The 16,837-nt window shown below is 41.6% G+C and carries 15 protein-coding genes; 7 read left to right on the forward strand and 8 right to left on the reverse strand.

Features of this window, described 5'->3' with window-relative positions:
* Window positions 1-28: 28 nt before the first annotated feature.
* The 4 genes from ACE01T_RS08320 to ACE01T_RS08335 form a co-directional block, all read right to left on the reverse strand.
* Entirely contained in the window at window positions 29-859 is an 831-nt protein-coding gene (locus ACE01T_RS08320) for an ABC transporter permease (RefSeq protein ID WP_180044284.1), read from the reverse strand.
* Window positions 859-1,827 (reverse strand): aliphatic sulfonate ABC transporter substrate-binding protein, encoded by a 969-nt coding sequence (locus tag ACE01T_RS08325; protein ID WP_180044282.1) that lies wholly within the window; start codon window positions 1,825-1,827, stop codon window positions 859-861. The genes ACE01T_RS08320 and ACE01T_RS08325 overlap by 1 nt, the downstream gene beginning before the upstream one ends.
* Window positions 1,828-2,353: 526 nt before the next feature.
* Window positions 2,354-2,707 carry a hypothetical protein gene (locus tag ACE01T_RS08330; RefSeq protein WP_180044280.1) on the reverse strand — a complete coding sequence of 118 codons (354 nt, stop codon included), beginning with the start codon at window positions 2,705-2,707 and terminating at the stop codon, window positions 2,354-2,356.
* A gap of 213 nt (window positions 2,708-2,920) precedes the next feature.
* Entirely contained in the window at window positions 2,921-3,940 is a 1,020-nt protein-coding gene (locus tag ACE01T_RS08335; protein ID WP_180082595.1) for an AraC family transcriptional regulator, read from the reverse strand.
* 156 nt (window positions 3,941-4,096) lie between these two features.
* Between ACE01T_RS08335 and ACE01T_RS08340 the strand changes: the two genes are divergently transcribed.
* The 7 genes from ACE01T_RS08340 (at window position 4,097) to ACE01T_RS08370 (ending at window position 11,342) form a co-directional block, all read left to right on the forward strand.
* Window positions 4,097-4,867, forward strand: coding sequence for a 3-hydroxyacyl-CoA dehydrogenase (locus tag ACE01T_RS08340; RefSeq protein ID WP_180044278.1), 771 nt, complete (start codon window positions 4,097-4,099; stop codon window positions 4,865-4,867).
* A 278-nt stretch (window positions 4,868-5,145) separates the two neighbouring features.
* Window positions 5,146-6,282 carry an acyl-CoA dehydrogenase family protein gene (locus ACE01T_RS08345; protein ID WP_180044276.1) on the forward strand — a complete coding sequence of 379 codons (1,137 nt, stop codon included), beginning with the start codon at window positions 5,146-5,148 and terminating at the stop codon, window positions 6,280-6,282.
* A gap of 240 nt (window positions 6,283-6,522) precedes the next feature.
* A complete protein-coding gene (locus tag ACE01T_RS08350) occupies window positions 6,523-8,169 on the forward strand; it encodes an AMP-binding protein (protein WP_300045511.1) in 1,647 nt (548 codons plus the stop codon).
* A 150-nt stretch (window positions 8,170-8,319) separates the two neighbouring features.
* The gene (locus ACE01T_RS08355) at window positions 8,320-9,075 is read left to right on the forward strand and encodes a HesA/MoeB/ThiF family protein (protein WP_218948958.1); all 756 of its coding nucleotides are present in this window, start codon (window positions 8,320-8,322) and stop codon (window positions 9,073-9,075) included.
* Window positions 9,076-9,133: 58 nt separating this feature from the next.
* Complete coding sequence (locus ACE01T_RS08360) at window positions 9,134-10,432, forward strand: ABC1 kinase family protein (protein WP_180176108.1); 1,299 nt, start codon at window positions 9,134-9,136, stop codon at window positions 10,430-10,432.
* A 135-nt stretch (window positions 10,433-10,567) separates the two neighbouring features.
* Window positions 10,568-10,948, forward strand: a complete 381-nt coding sequence (gene folB / locus ACE01T_RS08365) for a dihydroneopterin aldolase (protein WP_180044268.1) — start codon at window positions 10,568-10,570, stop codon at window positions 10,946-10,948.
* Window positions 10,905-11,342, forward strand: coding sequence for a 2-amino-4-hydroxy-6-hydroxymethyldihydropteridine diphosphokinase (locus ACE01T_RS08370; RefSeq protein WP_180044266.1), 438 nt, complete (start codon window positions 10,905-10,907; stop codon window positions 11,340-11,342). Before folB ends, ACE01T_RS08370 begins: the two co-directional genes overlap by 44 nt.
* Window positions 11,343-11,593: 251 nt before the next feature.
* Here the strand turns inward: ACE01T_RS08370 and ACE01T_RS08375 are convergent, their stop codons facing one another.
* The 4 genes from ACE01T_RS08375 to ACE01T_RS08390 all read right to left on the reverse strand — a co-directional run bounded on the left by ACE01T_RS08375 (window position 11,594) and on the right by ACE01T_RS08390 (window position 16,806).
* The gene (locus ACE01T_RS08375) at window positions 11,594-13,216 is read right to left on the reverse strand and encodes a S8 family peptidase (protein WP_180176107.1); all 1,623 of its coding nucleotides are present in this window, start codon (window positions 13,214-13,216) and stop codon (window positions 11,594-11,596) included.
* A gap of 547 nt (window positions 13,217-13,763) precedes the next feature.
* Complete coding sequence (locus ACE01T_RS08380) at window positions 13,764-14,090, reverse strand: pyrimidine/purine nucleoside phosphorylase (RefSeq protein ID WP_086197291.1); 327 nt, start codon at window positions 14,088-14,090, stop codon at window positions 13,764-13,766.
* 753 nt (window positions 14,091-14,843) lie between these two features.
* Complete coding sequence (gene coq7 / locus ACE01T_RS08385; protein WP_180176106.1) at window positions 14,844-15,479, reverse strand: 2-polyprenyl-3-methyl-6-methoxy-1,4-benzoquinone monooxygenase; 636 nt, start codon at window positions 15,477-15,479, stop codon at window positions 14,844-14,846.
* 4 nt (window positions 15,480-15,483) lie between these two features.
* A complete protein-coding gene (locus ACE01T_RS08390; RefSeq protein ID WP_180176105.1) occupies window positions 15,484-16,806 on the reverse strand; it encodes an MFS transporter in 1,323 nt (440 codons plus the stop codon).
* Between the last annotated feature and the right edge of the window lie 31 nt (window positions 16,807-16,837).

A 16,837-nucleotide genomic window follows, 5' to 3' on the forward strand; every position in this document is an offset into this window, starting at 1 on the left:
AGATAAAAAATAAAGCGCATCATGCGCTTTATTTTTTGACTACATCCCGCCAGCGTAACAGCCATTTTTCAGCAATTTTCATTAAGCTATCCGTCATTTTGCCTAAAATAGCCAATAAAATAATTGCAATAATGACAATGTCAGGTCGAGAGGTTTCCCGTCCATCACTGAGCAAATAACCAATCCCTTGAGTGGCCGCGATCAGTTCAGCAGCAATCATAAACATCCAGGACAAGCTCAGGCTGTTGCGTAAACCGGTTAAAATACCCGGGGATGCTGCCGGAAGTACAATCTCCTTGATCTGTTGCAGGTATTTCAGACGGTAGACTTGCGCGACTTCAATCAGCTTGCGGTCTACGCCCTGAATCGCGGCAACGGTATTGGTATAGGTCGGGAAAAATGCGCCGATGGCAATCAGGGTAATTTTGGATGCTTCATCGATGCCTAACCACAGCAGTAACAGGGGAATCCAGGCCAGACTTGGAATCGACTTAATCGCTGAAAAAGAAGGTTCTAAAAATTCTTCAGCTTGCTTGTTTAAACCGACCAAGATGGCGAAAACCAGCGCAAGTCCACTGCCAATAAAGAAACCTAGAAATACCCGCCAGGTACTGGTCCAGATATGTAGCCACAAATCACCTGTAGACAGTTCTAATAACGATTGCCATAAACTGCTGGGTGCGGGGAGCAGGTAGGGTGCTATAAAACCGTTTCTAACCAAAATTTCACACAGGATCAACGCAAGAACAGGGATGACCAGCCCCTTCAGCTTGCTTAATAATTTAAGCAAGCCAGGCGCTGGGATGCTATCCACTTTAGGTTGAATCGGTGCCTTATTCGTTGTTACAGACGAACTCATTATCTATTTACAACCTTGTTTGCATATTTTGCATCAAACAGTTGATCAATCACCTGATTGACATTAGTGCCTTTACGAACTAAATCCTCTTCGGTCAAAATGGTTCCTGATTTTTTCAATGCATTGAGATGTTTTACAGTTGGGATGTTTTGCTCAAAATTGGTACGGCTGAGTTGCAGTTTGGCCACAGCAATAGGCAATTTCGATTCCCGTGCCAGCAATTCGGCCAGTTTGGCTGGATTGGCTTTGGCCCATTTACGTGCCTGTTCATAAGCTTTAATCACCGCTTCGATGGCTTCCGGGCTTTGGCTCGCAAATTGCTCCCTGGTACTTAATACGCTGTAACTATTAAAACCGACATTTCGATACAGCAGTTTTGCACCTGACTGGACTTGTGCAGAAGCCATTAGTGGATCTAAACCTGCCCAGGCATCGACTTGGCCACGTTCAAGCGCCGTTTTACCATCTGGATGTTGCAAATGTACAAGCTGAACATCCTTTTTATTTAAGCCTGCTGTTTCCAGTGCCTGTAAGGTAAACAGGAAAGGGTCTGTACCTTTGGTGGCGGCAATTTTTTTTCCTTTTAAATCTTTTAGGTTTTTAATGGGAGAATTTTTTGCAACCAATAAGGCCGTCCATTCAGGCTGACTCTGGATGTAGACGGTTTTAATCGGACTGCCATTGGCACGGCTGAGTACGGCTGCCAAACCGGCGGTTGAGGAAAAATCTACACTGCCACTATTTAAATATTCGAGTGAACGGTTACTCCCTTGACTAAACACCCATTTAATCTGGGTTTTAGGTAAAGCTTTTTCCAAAAGTTTTTGTTCCTTCACCACCAAACTGGTCGGAGCATAATAGGCATAATCCAGCTTTAGCGTATCAGGTAGGGCTGCCATGCTATATTGACTGACCAAGCCGAATGTGATCGCTGTGAGTATTTTCGTTTTGAAACCAGAATTTTGCATATAAGTCCCGATAGAATGATTTGAATGAGATGCGGCAAATACTGCCAGTAACTCAAGGGATAAGACAAAAGAGTAATTTTTATAAAATTATCTTAATTCTGGATATATTGAATTTTGTGAAATAAGTTTATGAATTTTAATGAATTTATTTTGTATGTTTAAATATTTTGCACTTTATATCAAAAAGTTACATCAGTATGAATAAAAGTAAAATATGAAACAATTAAGAAAAATGAGATTTTGTAATTTTAATGTAATTACTATGTAATTACATTAATGGTTGCGTTTGGCGATTGCTGAAAACAAAAATTTAAAGTAAATAGTCAAAACTATGTTTTTAAATGGTAATGCAACCTGCCAACAGGATGTGATGAGTAATTCAGATCTGTCTGGTGTAGCATAAGAGAGGTAAGTAGAAAGAATACGTGGTCAGATCTATTATTGGGGCGTGATATAAAATCAAACAAATTAAATTGATTTAAAAAAAGCGACTCACTGGAGTCGCTTTTTTTAATGGGTTTTAGATTTATATTAGAAAATCTTGTAAACCATCAGATATGTCTAAGTGTGCAAGTGCATCTGTTTCAAGGGCTAAACAAAGCGCCACAATTTTTGCTGTATCTGCAAGATATTGCTCATCTTTTAAAGCTACGCCAGTTTGTAAAGCTTGAATACGATCAGCACTGATATCCAGTGCCTGAGCGGATTCAATGGCATCTGCACGATTGAAGAAATTGACCACCACATTTTGAAGTGCAGAATCAGCAGTATTTAAAATACCTTGATTGAATAACTCATCAAATTGACTGGTGTGAGAATTGAGAGAATGAGTAAAATTTTGCACCAAGCTTTGCTCTAGTACATCAATCATTTTAAGCATGTCAGAACCTTTAATATAAGGTGATTTAACAGGGAGATTACAGCAGAGGGGGCATAAAAATATGCCTTTAAATTGGTTGAAAAGTAATCTATTTTGTCTCTTTTTGCAAATAAATTCAGACGAAAAATGCATCATTTTTTAAGTCAATGAAAAGCAAAGAATTATTAAATTTTTAGAAAAGCAGCTATATTCTTATGGCTTATATTGAATTTATTACTCCTTATTTTGCCGATAAGCCCCGGGACTGACGCCGGTCCATTTTTTGAAAGCACGATGGAATGCACTCGGATCGTGAAAGCTGAGTTCATCACTAATTTGTTGCAAAGTTTTCTCTGTTTTGGTCAGAAATTCAATAGCTGTATCACGCCGGATATCATTTTTAAGTTGTTGATAGCTGACACCTTCGCTTTTTAAACGTCTTTGCATAGTGGCATCCGAAATATTTAAGCGCTGGGCAATTTCATTCAGTTCTAACCATTCAGCAGGTGGAACATTCATTAAATGTTTACGGATTTGCGAGCTAATCGCATGTGGATTTTTAAAGCGCACCAGCAGGTTATGCGGTGTTTGTCTAATAAACTGATGCCATGACTGTTTGTCCTGTTTGATCTGAATATTTAAATAATTGGCATCGAACTGGATATAGTTTTCATGGCTATTGTATTGAATATTTTCACAAAAACGGACTTTATAGTCCTGATCATCCAGTGGTGCATCACATTTGAGCTGAATTTGGTTCAGTAAGACCCGTTGTCCGCTTAACCAGCACATCAAAGCATGAATCAGCATTAAATAGGTGGCATAGCTGAACATTCTTTTGGTGTGTTTCTGTTCATAAATAACAATATAGGCATAGTTTTCTTGCACAGACAATTGACTGATAAAATCATCCAGTAGCAGATTTAAAAACTGCAAAATTTGCTGTAGGGCTTTTTCCAGGGTTTCGGCATGCATGACGGATTGGGATAACAGTTTGAAACTGCCGCGCCGCATTGGGTGGCTGTCCATCCCAAAAAACTCGTCATTCATGACATCTGCCAGTTCGGTCCAGAGCTGGGCATATTGTGAAACTGAAACGCGAGCCTTACTGGAATGCAGCAACTCAACAGGAATACCGGATTTGAGCAAGATATTTTGCGTGTTCAATCCCTGATGCTGGGCAGATAAAAGCGCTTCATGCACCAGACTGATCGAGATCGTGCCTTTACTATAATTTAAGTCTTGTTCATTCATGTACAGATGTCCATATTCCGTATTTTTACTACCGTGACCTGGATTGTCCAAATCCATCATAAAAGATGCAAGGTTTGGAAATTGTACTCTAGCTGAACTGCCTTTACTCTGCATCTTAAGTCGAGTGTTTATTCAAATAATTAACAGGAACAAAAAATGAAAATTCAAGGAAAAGTATTTGTCGTGACAGGCGGTGCATCGGGTTTGGGTGCAGCCACAGCCACTTATCTGGTGGGTCAGGGCGCTCAGGTGATTATGGTGGATATGAACCAGGAGCTGGGTCAGGAAATGCAGCAGCGCTTGGGTGAGCATGCAGTTTTTGTCAAACTGGATGTGACCGATGAGCATTCAGTCAAAGTTTTCTTTGAAAATATTGAACAGCAGTATGGTCAGTTAAATGGTTTGGTGAACTGTGCCGGGATTGCACCGTCTGCCAAAGTGTTGGGTCGTGATGGCATTCATGATCTGGGTCTGTTCCAGAAAGTATTGAATATCAATGTCAGTGGTACTTTTAACATGATCCGTTTTGCGGCAAGTTTGATGGCGAAATATCAGTTGCAGCCAGGTGAAGAAGAGCGTGGGGTGATTGTCAATACAGCTTCAGTGGCTGCATTTGAAGGGCAACTCGGGCAAGTGGCTTATGCTGCTTCTAAAGGTGCTGTGGTGTCCATGACTTTACCTCTGGCACGTGAACTGGCGCGTGAGGCGATTCGGGTGATGACGATTGCACCAGGCATTATGGAAACACCAATGCTGAAAGCCATGCCGCAGAATGTGCAGGAGGCTTTGGGTCAAATGGTGCCGTTTCCATCGCGTTTGGCCAAGCCGGAAGAGTTTGCACATCTAGTCGGACATATTTTTGAAAATACCTATTTGAATGGTGAAGTGATTCGTTTAGATGGTGCGATTCGTATGCAGCCTAAGTAATTATTGATAATTGCAGCGGCATGACGGAGTCTTTTCAATATGTAATAAAACTCTGTTTAACCTTCGGTTCGACCTACTTTTCTTTCGGGAAAAGTAGGCAAAACCATCCCCATTCGCAAAACCTGTTTAATCAAAATTACAGTCCTCTGTCTCTCGGAAACATTATCTTTTAGATGTATTTCAGGTTGCGAATGGGATTGTCGTGTATCAAATATTTCTTAAATTTTTATAAATAAAGAATTTTAAAAACTGAATGTGAAACATGAGAGGGAAGCTCAATGATTTTAAATGACGAACAAAAGATGGTTCAGGACATGTTGCGGGATTATTCGCAAAACAAGTTAAAACCTACTGCCGCAGAACGTGATAAAACTGCGCAATTTCCCGCACAAGAACTGAAAGAACTCGGTGAGCTGGGTGCTTTGGGCATGACCGTATCCGAACAATGGGGCGGTGCGGGTTTGGACTATGTTTCGCTGGTGCTTGCCTTGGAAGAAATTGCTGCAGGTGATGGCGCGATTTCAACCATTGTCAGTGTGCAAAACTCTTTGCCGTGTGGCATTACCCAGCGTTACGGTACAGAAGCACAGAAACAGAAATATCTTACCAAACTGGCTACAGGTGAATGGCTCGGATGTTTTTGTCTTACCGAACCGCAAGCTGGTTCCGATGCCGGTGCACTGGAATGTAAGGCAGAACGTGATGGAGATGCATGGGTATTGAATGGCACCAAACAGTTCATTACCACAGGCAAACATGCCCAAGTGGCGATTGTCTTTGCTGTGACCGATAAAGCCGCAGGGAAAAAAGGCATCTCCTGTTTCCTAGTTCCTACAGACACAGAAGGCTATATTGTTTCGCGTCTGGAAGAAAAAATGGGACAGCATTGTTCAGATACCGCCACCATCATTTTTGAAAATTGCCGGATTCCTGCCGAAAATTTATTGGGTAAAGAAGGTGAAGGTTACAAAATTGCCCTATCTAACCTAGAATCAGGACGAATCGGGATTGCCGCACAATCGGTCGGCATGGCGCGTGCTGCACTCGATGCTGCTGTGGACTATGCCAATCAGCGCAAAGCATTTGGGGTAGAAATTGTACAGCATCAGGCCGTTGCATTCCGTCTGGCAGATATGGCCACGCAGATTGAAGCGGCACGACAACTGATTTTCCATGCAGCAACTTTAAAAGATGCCGGCTTACCGTGTTTGAAAGAAGCTTCTATGGCCAAGCTGTTTGCATCCACCATGGCGGAGCGGGTGTGTTCCGATGCCATTCAGATTCATGGCGGTTATGGCTATGTCTCGGATTTCCCGGTAGAGCGGATTTACCGCGACGTACGGGTTAGCCAGATTTATGAAGGGGCTTCGGATATTCAGCGCCTGGTCATTGCACGTGAGGTGACTAAAATCTAAACCGGCTAAAGCTTCAAATGGCTAAATTCTAGACTTTAGTCGGTGTTCAAATCCTGCACATTTTCTGATGGATAAGGAAATTGCAGGAGCTGGGGAATCATGGTTATCTAAGTCAACTGTGAAGTAAAAAACTTAAAAATGCTGAATCAGCTTTGGCATTTTTAGAGTCAGAACAATAAGCAAAATGGATCAGCAAAGCAGAAGCTTTGTTTATAAAATAACGGATGAGAGGTTGTCGTCATGAAGACACTACAACAAGCATATCAAGAGTTTAATTTTGATGATTTTCTTGCACAGCAACTGGTCGGTACGGCTGAGTCAGTCAATGCCTATGTTGAATGTTGCGAGCGTTATCTCGGTTTAAACAAAACGGCCTTAATCTGGGAAGGCAAAAACGGCGAGTCCGCAGAGTGGACATTTGAACAACTGGCAGAAGCCTCTGGAAAATTGGCAAATTATTTTGCATCCATAGGCTTAAAAGCAGGTGATTGCATTGCCGGTTTATTGCCGCGTACGCCTGAACTGCTGATTAGCATTTTAGCCACCTGGCGTATGGGTGCAATTTACCAGCCATTGTTTACAGCTTTTGAATCCAAAGCCATTGAGCATCGGATTAATACTGCCAAAACCCAATTGATTGTCACCAATGCAGAACAACGCTCAAAACTGAACGGTGTCACTGTACCGCATATTTTAACAGTCCATCCACAAGATGCTTTAAGTCATGCAGATGCCGATTTCTGGGCAGAACTGGCGCAACAGTCAGAATCTTTTGAACCAGTAATGCAGACTTTTGCAGATGATTTCCTGATGATGTTTACCTCAGGAACCACGGGTTTGGCAAAATCGGTGCAGGTTCCTTTAAAAGCACTGCTGGCATTTAAAGGCTATATGATCCACGCGGTGGATTTGCGTGAAGAAGACTCTTTCTGGAATCTGGCCGATCCGGGTTGGGCTTATGGTTTGTATTATGGTATTACCGGACCTTTAAGCTTGGGGCATAGCATTATTATGGATGAACGTGCCTTTAGTGTAGATAACGCCGTGCAGATCATTAAAAAGCATAAAGTCAGTAACTTGACTGGTTCACCAACGGCATTTCGGATGTTTTTCGGATTCAAGGAAAAATTTGATCCATCGATTAAAGAACATTTACGTGCCGTCAGTAGTGCCGGTGAGCCATTAACCCCAGAAGTGATTCACTGGTTTAATCATGATTTGAATGTGAATATTTATGATCAATATGGCCAAACTGAACTGGGGATGGTGATTGCCAATCATCATGCTTTAGAACATGAAAAGAAAGTCGGTTCTGCAGGTTTTGCTAACCCGGGTCATCGTTTTGTGGTCTTGAATCAAAACCACGAAGAAGTGGAAAAAGGCGGTATTGGTACCTTGGCTATTGATTTTTCGCAATCACCTTTAACCTGGTTTAAAGGTTATGGCGGCAATAACCGTAAATCATTCGTTGGGCATTATTATTTAACTGGTGATACGGTGAAATTAAATGAACTGGGTGGGGTAGATTTCATCGGACGTGCTGACGATGTCATTACAACGTCAGGCTATCGTGTGGGTCCTTTCGATGTGGAAAGCACTTTACTGGAATGTGCTGAGGTTTTGGAATCTGCAGTTATTGGCAAGCCAGACCCGGAACGTACCGAGGTGGTGAAAGCTTTTGTCGTGCTTAAACCGCAATTTGCGGCTTCGGATGCGTTAAGCCATAAACTTCAGGAATATGTGCGTTCACGTTTGTCTAAACATGCCTATCCTAAAGAAATCGAATTTGTCGAAGGTTTACCTAAAACCACGAGTGGTAAAATTCAACGCAATTTACTCAAGCAGCAGGAAATTGCCAACATGCAAGGAATTCAGAAAGTCAGTTAAACCTTTTTCGTTTTTTTAAGTTTCATGCTCTTGCACCCGAAAGGGTGCTTTTTTTAGTCCTATGCAAAATTCATTTTGAACTATAATGGCTGTCTGGTTTAAGCAAACGCAAGTAATAGACAGGATAAGCAAGTGACCCAAGCACTCGACATGGACCTAGAGTTAAGCGATGAAGAAATGCATCTTTATAGCCGGCAAATTCTGCTGGATGGTTGGGACATTGAAGCCCAGGAAAAACTGAAACTTGCCAATGTCCTGATTGTCGGTTGTGGTGGAATTGGCTGTACTACAGCTGAACTTCTTGCTCGGGCAGGTGTAGGAAAAATCACCTTAATTGATGCTGACACTATTGAAATGAGTAATCTGCAACGGCAAATAGCCTATGTGGAAGACAATATCGGTTTCTATAAAGCTGAAATACTGGCCAAGCGTTTAAAGCAGATTAATCCGCATATCCGTGTTGAATCTCAAACAGTAAAACTGGACGAGAGCAATGCAGAAGCATTAATTTCAACTCAAGATCTGGTTTTAGATGGCTGTGATAATTTCACTACACGTTATCTCGTCAACCAAAGTTGCAAGCAATTCAATGTACCTTTAATCAGTGCTTCAGCGATTGGTTTTCAGGGACAGCTGTTTATGGTAGAAGACGAATCGGCCTGTTATGAATGTCTATTTCCCAAAGAACAGCATGCCAATGAAAACCTGCGCTGTGCAGATTCAGGCGTATTAGCTACGACTCCGAATGTTATGGCGAGTTTGCAGGCGCATCATGCTTTACTCTACTTGGGGTTGGGCAAAACACCACTGAAGCAAAAACTGATGCTCTGGGATGGATTAAGCATGAAACAACGTCTACTGGCTTTCGAAAAAGATACAGATTGTCCAATCTGTCAGGCAAGATAGACCTGCAAGACCATATTTTTTTGCTACACTCGCTATAATTTAATTCTAAGCTGACATTATGAAAAACAATATCTGGTTAGATGGCCTGCGTTCAGTTGCCCGTGTCGGGGAAACGGCTGTCATTGCAGCAAAAGCAGGCTTTAAATACGCCACAGAAAAACCAAGTAACGCCAAGCTGATGCGTGAAACTTTTGAATCCTTAGGTTCAACCTATATCAAGCTTGGACAGTTTATTGCCAGCACACCTTCCTTGTTTCCACGTGAATATGTGGAAGAATTTCAGGGCTGTTTAGATCAGACCCCATCATTGCCTTTTAGTTATGTACAAGGCGTATTGGCCTCTGAGTTTGCAGGTCGAAATTTAGATGAAATTTTTGCTTCCATTGATGAAAAGCCTTTAGCCTCGGCTTCTATTGCACAGGTTCACGCAGCCAAACTCGTGACTGGTGAAGATGTTGTTATTAAAGTGCAAAAACCGGGTGTGGAAACCATTCTGTATACCGACTTGAATGTCTTGCACTGGGCCACCAAGATTTTGGAAAAAGCCGTACCGAAAGTGAAATTTGCATCACTTGCCGATATTGTCGAGGAAATTAAAACTCGGATGGTACGCGAAGTCGACTTTATTGAAGAAGCGCAAAACCTGGATGATTTCGTTAATTATCTGAATATAACGCAAAACCAGAAAGCTACTGCACCAAAAGTTTATCATCAATACTCAACCCGCCGTGTACTGACCATGCAGCGCTTATATGGCGTGCCATTGACCGATTTTGATGTAGTAAAAAAAGTGGCTAAAGACCCATCTCAGGTGCTCATTACCGCCATGAATACCTGGTTTGGCAGCTTGATGATGTGTAACAGCTTCCATGCAGACCTGCATGCCGGAAACCTGATGCTGCTTGAAGATGGCCGGGTCGGCTTTATCGATTTTGGTATTGTGGGCCAGCTAAAACCTGAAGTCTGGACAGCTTGTATCGCCTTCATGGATGCGCTGCAAAAAACCGATTACACCTTAATGGCTGAAAACATGCTGAAAATGGGCATGACGGACAAGAAAATTGATACTCAAGTTTTGGCGGCTGACTTAGAACGTCTGTTCAGTGGTGTCCTTTTGGCTGATCCTCAAGAGTTACTCACTTCCAATCCTGCTGATTTAAACGACATCATGATGGATATGGTGGGAGTGGGCGAGCGTCATGGCATTCGCTTCCCGCGCGACTTTGCCTTGCTGTTTAAGCAAATGCTGTATTTCGATCGTTTTATGCGCATTCTTGCACCATATACAGATATCTATGCAGACCAGAGATTGCAAATGGTGCAAACTCTTGACCCAAATGTATTATTAAAACATTAATTTAATCCCTCCCGGCCTCCCTTTGATAAAGGGAGGAGTGCTTCATTGCTAAAAAATATAAGTGATGAAAGTCCCTCTTTTCTAAAGAGGGATTTAGGGAGATTATTTATAAATATCATATTCTCGAGTGATCAAATGGACGCAATTATCATTGAAGGTTTAAAGGTTGAAACAGTGGTGGGATGTTTCAATTGGGAACGTCAAATCATGCAGCCTTTAATGCTGGATATGACCATCCAGACCAGTCTGGAACAGGCTTCCAATTCGGATCAGCTGGAACATACGCTAAATTACGCTGAAATTTGCGAGATTTCTGCCAAAGTCATTCAGGAAGCCAAGCCTGAATTGATTGAACATGCAGCAAAACTTGTGCTAAATGCGCTTTTTACTACCTTTCCCACAGTAGAATCGATTATGATTACCATCCGTAAGCCTGCCATTATCGCGCAAGCAAATTCTGTAGGAATTCGTCTTGAACGCCACCGAAACGATATTCGCCTTAGCTCTGGCGAGTAATTGTCATCCCCAACAGCATTTTCAAAACGCTATGAAACAAATCTCTGGTTTGGGAGAGGTTCAATTCTCTCAAATTTATGTGATTCCGTGTCGTGATGCGGTGGGGGCGGATTACTGGAATGCGGCGTGTTTGTTAAAAGCTGTAATGTCGGTGGATGATATCATTGCATTATTAAAAAGAATGGAAGCGGATTCTGGTCGGGTACGGCCTTCACATCAAATTTCATTGGATATGGATTTAATTGCCTGGGGACAGGATTTACAGCACATGCAGTTTAATCCTAAAAAGTTGCCGTTGGCTCTAGATGTTAAAATACCGATGCTGGATATTTGGCAAAGTAGCGATTTCCAGCATGAAAATCATCAATTTCCAGTGGTCAATTGGACAAATTAAAATTAATTCCCTTATGTATCAGAAAATTTAGTTGATTAAAAATAGCCTAAGCAAAATAAGATAGCTTGATGACTTAATTTGCTCCACTAGGTAATAAAAATTGAGTAGCAGCATGTGATTAATCCTCAAAAAACCACCAACAGTATTACAATCTAAATGCTATTTAGTGGTAATTGAGATCTATGGGGAAGTGCCAATCATTCTATAAAAAACGCAACCTATAAAGTTGCGTTTTTTATTTCAAGGATTATTTAACGGTAAATAGTAATGGAGCTGACCAAATTACTGCTGGCTGCATAGGTCAGGTTGCTTCCACTAATATTGTTGACGTTAAAGGTAGTCTGCGTTGCACTTTTGATGGTGCCGCTATTGATTTGGCATTGCCCCAAGCTGTTTGTCGTACAGTTAAGATTGCTGCCACCTACAGAGAAACTGCCAGTTACTGTTGCATTCGGCACGGCAAGGTTATTGCTATCGACCACAGAAATGGTCACATTGGCACGCCATGTACCGTTGCGATAACGTAGGGTTGTTGCATTGAGTTTGCTGATATGCGCAATAATACTTGGTACTGGGGTGATGGTCTGTGTGTCTATCAAGTTATAGAGCAATCGGTTTGGGCTACTCATCGGATTTTGAATCAGATTTATAGTACTTTGGTTGAGCAGTTGATCAGTAATACTTTGCGGTGTTGCAGTACTGTTATTTTCTAGCATTGTCGCGACTACGCCTGCAACATGTGGCGAAGCCATTGAGGTTCCGCTGGCAGTTGCTGCCGAGCTATTGCTACCAATCCAAGCAGAGGTAATCTGACTGCCTGGAGCGAAAAGATCGACACAACTGCCATAGTTCGAGTAGCTGGCACGGGTATCGGTTGAATCTGTGGCAGCAACGGTAATGGCTTTGCCCGCGCGAGCAGGAGAGCTGGTACATGCATCGGTATTTGAATTGCCTGCAGCAACCACTGGTACATAGCCGTTATTAAACAGGTTATCTATAGCAGTATCGAGGGTACTATAGGCACTGCCACCGAGAGACATATTCACCACTGCGGATTTTCGACCATTTTGAATAATCCAGTCCAGTCCGGCAATCACACCGCTCATAGCACCTGAGCCTGCACAATCGAGTACCCGTACAGGTACCAAGCCCACATTTTTTGCGATTCCATAAGTACTGCCACCTACAGTGCCAGCCACATGTGTACCATGGCCGTTACAGTCATTGGTGCCATTGTTATCGGCAATTGCAGAATAACCGGTTTGTACACGACCGTTAAATTCCTGATGTGAGGCTAAAATACCGGTATCGACAATATAGGCATTCACCCCAGAACCGGTTTTGTTATAGTTAAATGATTTGCTTAGTGGCAAATTGTGCTGGTCAATACGATCCAGACCCCATACAGGATTGCTTTGCGTGATTGTATTAGTCTGCATCAGAGTATCTTCTTCTACATAACTGACTTGCGGATTTTTCTGCATAGCCGTAAGGAAAGCTGACGTAGCCTGTTCTGGAATACGTACGGCAAAACCACGAATCGCCCGGTTATACGTAAATAAAACTTGCCCCCCATGCTGTTTTGCTATTGCTGCAGCAGCTTGTGCAGGGAGATCTGAACCCGCCTGGAGCACTACAATATACTGGTTCTTGATGGGTGAAGCTGTTGTCGTGCTGGTCAATGTGGGTGCTAATACGGTCGGTGAAGAGTTTGCTGTCGTTGTGCTGGGTGTGGAAACTTGTTGGTTGGTCAGTACTTGATCTTGTTTTACTGCTGTTGTAGCAGCTTTATTCGATGGTGTGCTTACCGCATAAGCCAGGACAGCAACAGCTGAACTTGCTGCAAAGATGGAAATTTTATGGATCCTGTTCATTCGATACTCCTGACCCCAACCATAGCGGCTGAAAATTTAATTAATAAAATAGGGTAATTGTCATGCATTGTTCTGCTCAAAAGATAGCAGAATAAAATGAAGTTTTAATGGCATCATCAAATAATAATTTTTCTCGAAATCTGTTTTTTATTGGTTTTTTAAATGTTTCAATGATGTTTTGGGACGAGAAATATATGTGATTATAAGTTGATTGAGCATAGAATTTTCTTTATTTACTGTTCCAAATTGTTCCTGGAGAAAGATGATCTGGAATTTTTGTTAATAAGTATCGGGTGATTTTTACTTCGTTTTGTAAGCATTTGCTCACATGAATTTAAGGTTATAGCGTCTATTTGAAATACTGGAAATTTTATATGTTGAGTTCAACAAGAACAGGAAGTTCTGCAAAAGAATTATAACAAACAAGCACAAGGACCGTCAGGTACGACAGGAGTTATACCGAGCGAACTCATACGAAAAAGCCCGACAGGATGTCGGGCTTTTTTTATTGTCGACTAATTAATGTGTAATAAGGATGTTACCAAACCTAACGGTCTTCCAGATGGCAAACGTAATCGACAATATCATCCGTGATAATTTTAAATTGGGTTTTTTTAGGCACATAAAAAGATTCACCAGCATGATAGGTTTGGCTCTCTGTATTGTTGCCAATTTGAACCAAACACTTCCCTGAAACAATTTCTATGCGTTCAGCGACCACAGTTTCAAAAACCAGAGGACGCTCTGTGGGCAGAATCACACCTAAGGTTTTTTTTCTTCCATCTGTTAACTCAATTACATGGCTGATAGAACAGCCATCAAAATGGATGTTTGATTTTTTCTGGACAGAGACAAAATTGAACTGGGTAGACATACCTTGCTCCTTAAATTATTTTTGTTGTTAGTTTTTTTGTTCTTTATGCAGCTAATATTTATTTTTATAAAGGATACGAATGAATTTTTTTATATGTTTTGGTCATCGTATTGTATAAATTTTACAAAAATAGAAGCTTTACAGGGTGCTATAAAAACCTATCCATACCATTAAAATTTTAGACACGTGTTGTAAGCAAAAACTCACAAGGAAGCAGCTCTATTTCTGATATTTTGAGATTTATTTTTTGGATAGAAAAGTCTTTTAAAAACAATTTATTGTAAAGGAGTAAGACATATATAAATAATACCCTGCCTATAAAATCCTAAAAAACATCATGTTGATCAGATGATATCTACTAAGAAATCACTTTATTCTGCTGATGAAATATAAAAGCTTAAAAAATCAGACTGGTCTTTGCAATAAACAATGATCTGGCATAAAAAATTGCTCAGGTCAGCAGTGTCATCGACAATTATCCCGTGCTGAACATTTTATTGATGCAATTTTATTGGGGGAGCTCAGAATCTTTCTGCCCATTTTTATCGGAATCAAAGCTTATCCCTTGGGAAAATATGTACTGCTGAGTCTGCTTGCCTGCTTTATCATCATGATATTGATACTGTTCTTGCGGTGGTGGTCTGTATCTTATTGTTTCAGATTATGTATTTTATAGTCGTTCGTTAGAAAAAATCGTGATGAATAGACATAAAAAAGCCCACATTCAAGTAGGCTTAATCATGCAAATGTAGATTAAATATAATAACTGGTCTTGGTCATCAGTTTGGAAATAGCGGTCATGGTAATACGGACCGGTATTGGCAAATCTACACCGCCAGCCTTCAGTGCGGTATCTCGATGATGCAATTCATCTTCATTCATTTGCACCAGTATTTTACGTGAACGTTCATCCTGTTCAGGTAACTGACTGATATGATGCTGTAAATGCAAGCTCACCTGACGTTCGGTTTCTGCCACAAAACCAAGGCTATATTTATCTCCGGCAATACCGGCAATCGCACCCATGCCAAAAGACAGGCCATACCACACCGGATTGAGCAAACTGGTGTGGCTATCCAGTTCTTTTAAACGGTCTTCACACCAGGCCAAATGATCCTGTTCTTCAATTGCAGCTTGTTCCATTTCACGGCGTACATTCGGGAGTTTGGCTGTTAATGCCTGACCATGATAAAGCGCTTGGGCACACACTTCACCACTATGATTGACCCGCATTAAACCGGCCACATGGCGTGCTTCACTGACACCGAGTTTGGTTTCAACTTCATTTCCCGGGTTTTCACGGTGTGCAGAGGTTGTGCCCGGAACCAGGCTGCGTAGTGCCTGGTCAAATGAATGAATAAATTTGTCAATACCGGTATATTGGCGCATAAAATTAATCCTCTAAAGCATCTTGTTGCTGTGCTGCAAGCATGGGCTTGAGCTTAAACAAGAGCCATGTAGTGAAAATGGCGCTTAGAATCGCTGTGATACTAAAAAGTATTTTAATATCAATCTTAAGCACACTTAAGATGATAATAGAAAATATAGCAGAGGATACCATGAATACGGCATTGAGAATGTTGTTTGCAGCAACTACACGTGCGCGATGTGATGGCGGCGAAAAAGCCTGCATCATGGCATAAAGCGGTACGATATAAAAACCGCCACTAATCCCAAGTAATGTCACAGCAAGCATGACATGGTAATAACTCCAGCCTTGGGTAAAGACATCTTTCAAGCTGAGCAATTCACCGCTACGTTCCGGTACAAAAGCCAAACTCGCTGCCAGATAAAAAGCAAACACGGTTAAGCCAATCGCTCCTATCGGAACCATTTTCAAATTGACTTCTGTACCACCAATTCTGCGGCACAATAACGAACCAATGCCAATCCCGACAGAGAAGAACGTTAATAGCAGGCTGACTACATTTTCAGAGGCGTGCAGGTTTTGTTGAGTTAGCTGCGGAATTTGGGTGAGATAGGTCGCGCCATAAAACCAGTACCAGGAATTGCCGAGTAAAATCAGGAACACGATTGGTAAACTTTTGGCATAACCCAGGGTTTGAAAGCTGGTTCTAAAAAAGTTCCAGTCAATGTGTACGTCTGGTGAAGTCACCTTTTGTTTTAAGACAAAACGACTGGAAAAATATCCCAGCAAGGCAATCGTCACAATCGTTAAGCTGATCCACAACAAATTGCCGTCCGAGGCAGAAATGACCGCACCGCCTAAAATCATCCCGACTAAAATGGCAATTGAAGTTCCTGACTGAAATAAGGCATTTCCGGACATCAATTCATTGGGCTTTAAAATTTCTGGCAAAATGGCATATTTGATTGGTCCGAAGAAAGTCGAGTGAGTACCCATTAAAAATAAAGCCACTAATAAAAGCCACAAATGACCGAGTAAAAAACCCGCCGAGCCAATCAGCATAATCACGATTTCGAGAATCTTGATGCCCCGTACAAGTTGTGAACGTTCGTATTTGTCGGCAATCTGTCCGGCTGTGGCAGAGAAAATGAAATAGGGTAAAATAAACAACAAGGCTGCAAGGTTATTCAGTGTGCTTACGCTGGCAGTTTGCTGGTTAATCCAACCATAGGTAATGACCAGTAACAAGGCTTGTTTATACACGTTGTCATTCAGGGCACCAAAAAATTGAGTGACAAACATCGGTAAAAACCGGCGTGTGCCTAAGAGATGTTCATTTTTTTCCATGGTTTGTGGACTTCATTAAGTTTTATTAAGA

The organism is Acinetobacter uliginosus, from assembly GCF_044130295.1.
GTDB lineage: Bacteria > Pseudomonadota > Gammaproteobacteria > Pseudomonadales > Moraxellaceae > Acinetobacter.

Coding starts and splice junctions, on each gene's coding strand:
- ACE01T_RS08320 (WP_180044284.1), bottom strand. CDS start 859: ATGAGTTCGTCTGTAACAACGAATAAGGCACCGATTCAACCTAAAGTG.
- ACE01T_RS08325 (WP_180044282.1), bottom strand. CDS start 1,827: ATGCAAAATTCTGGTTTCAAAACGAAAATACTCACAGCGATCACATTC.
- ACE01T_RS08330 (WP_180044280.1), bottom strand. CDS start 2,707: ATGCTTAAAATGATTGATGTACTAGAGCAAAGCTTGGTGCAAAATTTT.
- ACE01T_RS08335 (WP_180082595.1), bottom strand. CDS start 3,940: ATGAATGAACAAGACTTAAATTATAGTAAAGGCACGATCTCGATCAGT.
- ACE01T_RS08340 (WP_180044278.1), top strand. CDS start 4,097: ATGAAAATTCAAGGAAAAGTATTTGTCGTGACAGGCGGTGCATCGGGT.
- ACE01T_RS08345 (WP_180044276.1), top strand. CDS start 5,146: ATGATTTTAAATGACGAACAAAAGATGGTTCAGGACATGTTGCGGGAT.
- ACE01T_RS08350 (WP_300045511.1), top strand. CDS start 6,523: ATGAAGACACTACAACAAGCATATCAAGAGTTTAATTTTGATGATTTT.
- ACE01T_RS08355 (WP_218948958.1), top strand. CDS start 8,320: ATGGACCTAGAGTTAAGCGATGAAGAAATGCATCTTTATAGCCGGCAA.
- ACE01T_RS08360 (WP_180176108.1), top strand. CDS start 9,134: ATGAAAAACAATATCTGGTTAGATGGCCTGCGTTCAGTTGCCCGTGTC.
- folB (WP_180044268.1), top strand. CDS start 10,568: ATGGACGCAATTATCATTGAAGGTTTAAAGGTTGAAACAGTGGTGGGA.
- ACE01T_RS08375 (WP_180176107.1), bottom strand. CDS start 13,216: ATGAACAGGATCCATAAAATTTCCATCTTTGCAGCAAGTTCAGCTGTT.
- ACE01T_RS08380 (WP_086197291.1), bottom strand. CDS start 14,090: ATGTCTACCCAGTTCAATTTTGTCTCTGTCCAGAAAAAATCAAACATC.
- coq7 (WP_180176106.1), bottom strand. CDS start 15,479: ATGCGCCAATATACCGGTATTGACAAATTTATTCATTCATTTGACCAG.
- ACE01T_RS08390 (WP_180176105.1), bottom strand. CDS start 16,806: ATGGAAAAAAATGAACATCTCTTAGGCACACGCCGGTTTTTACCGATG.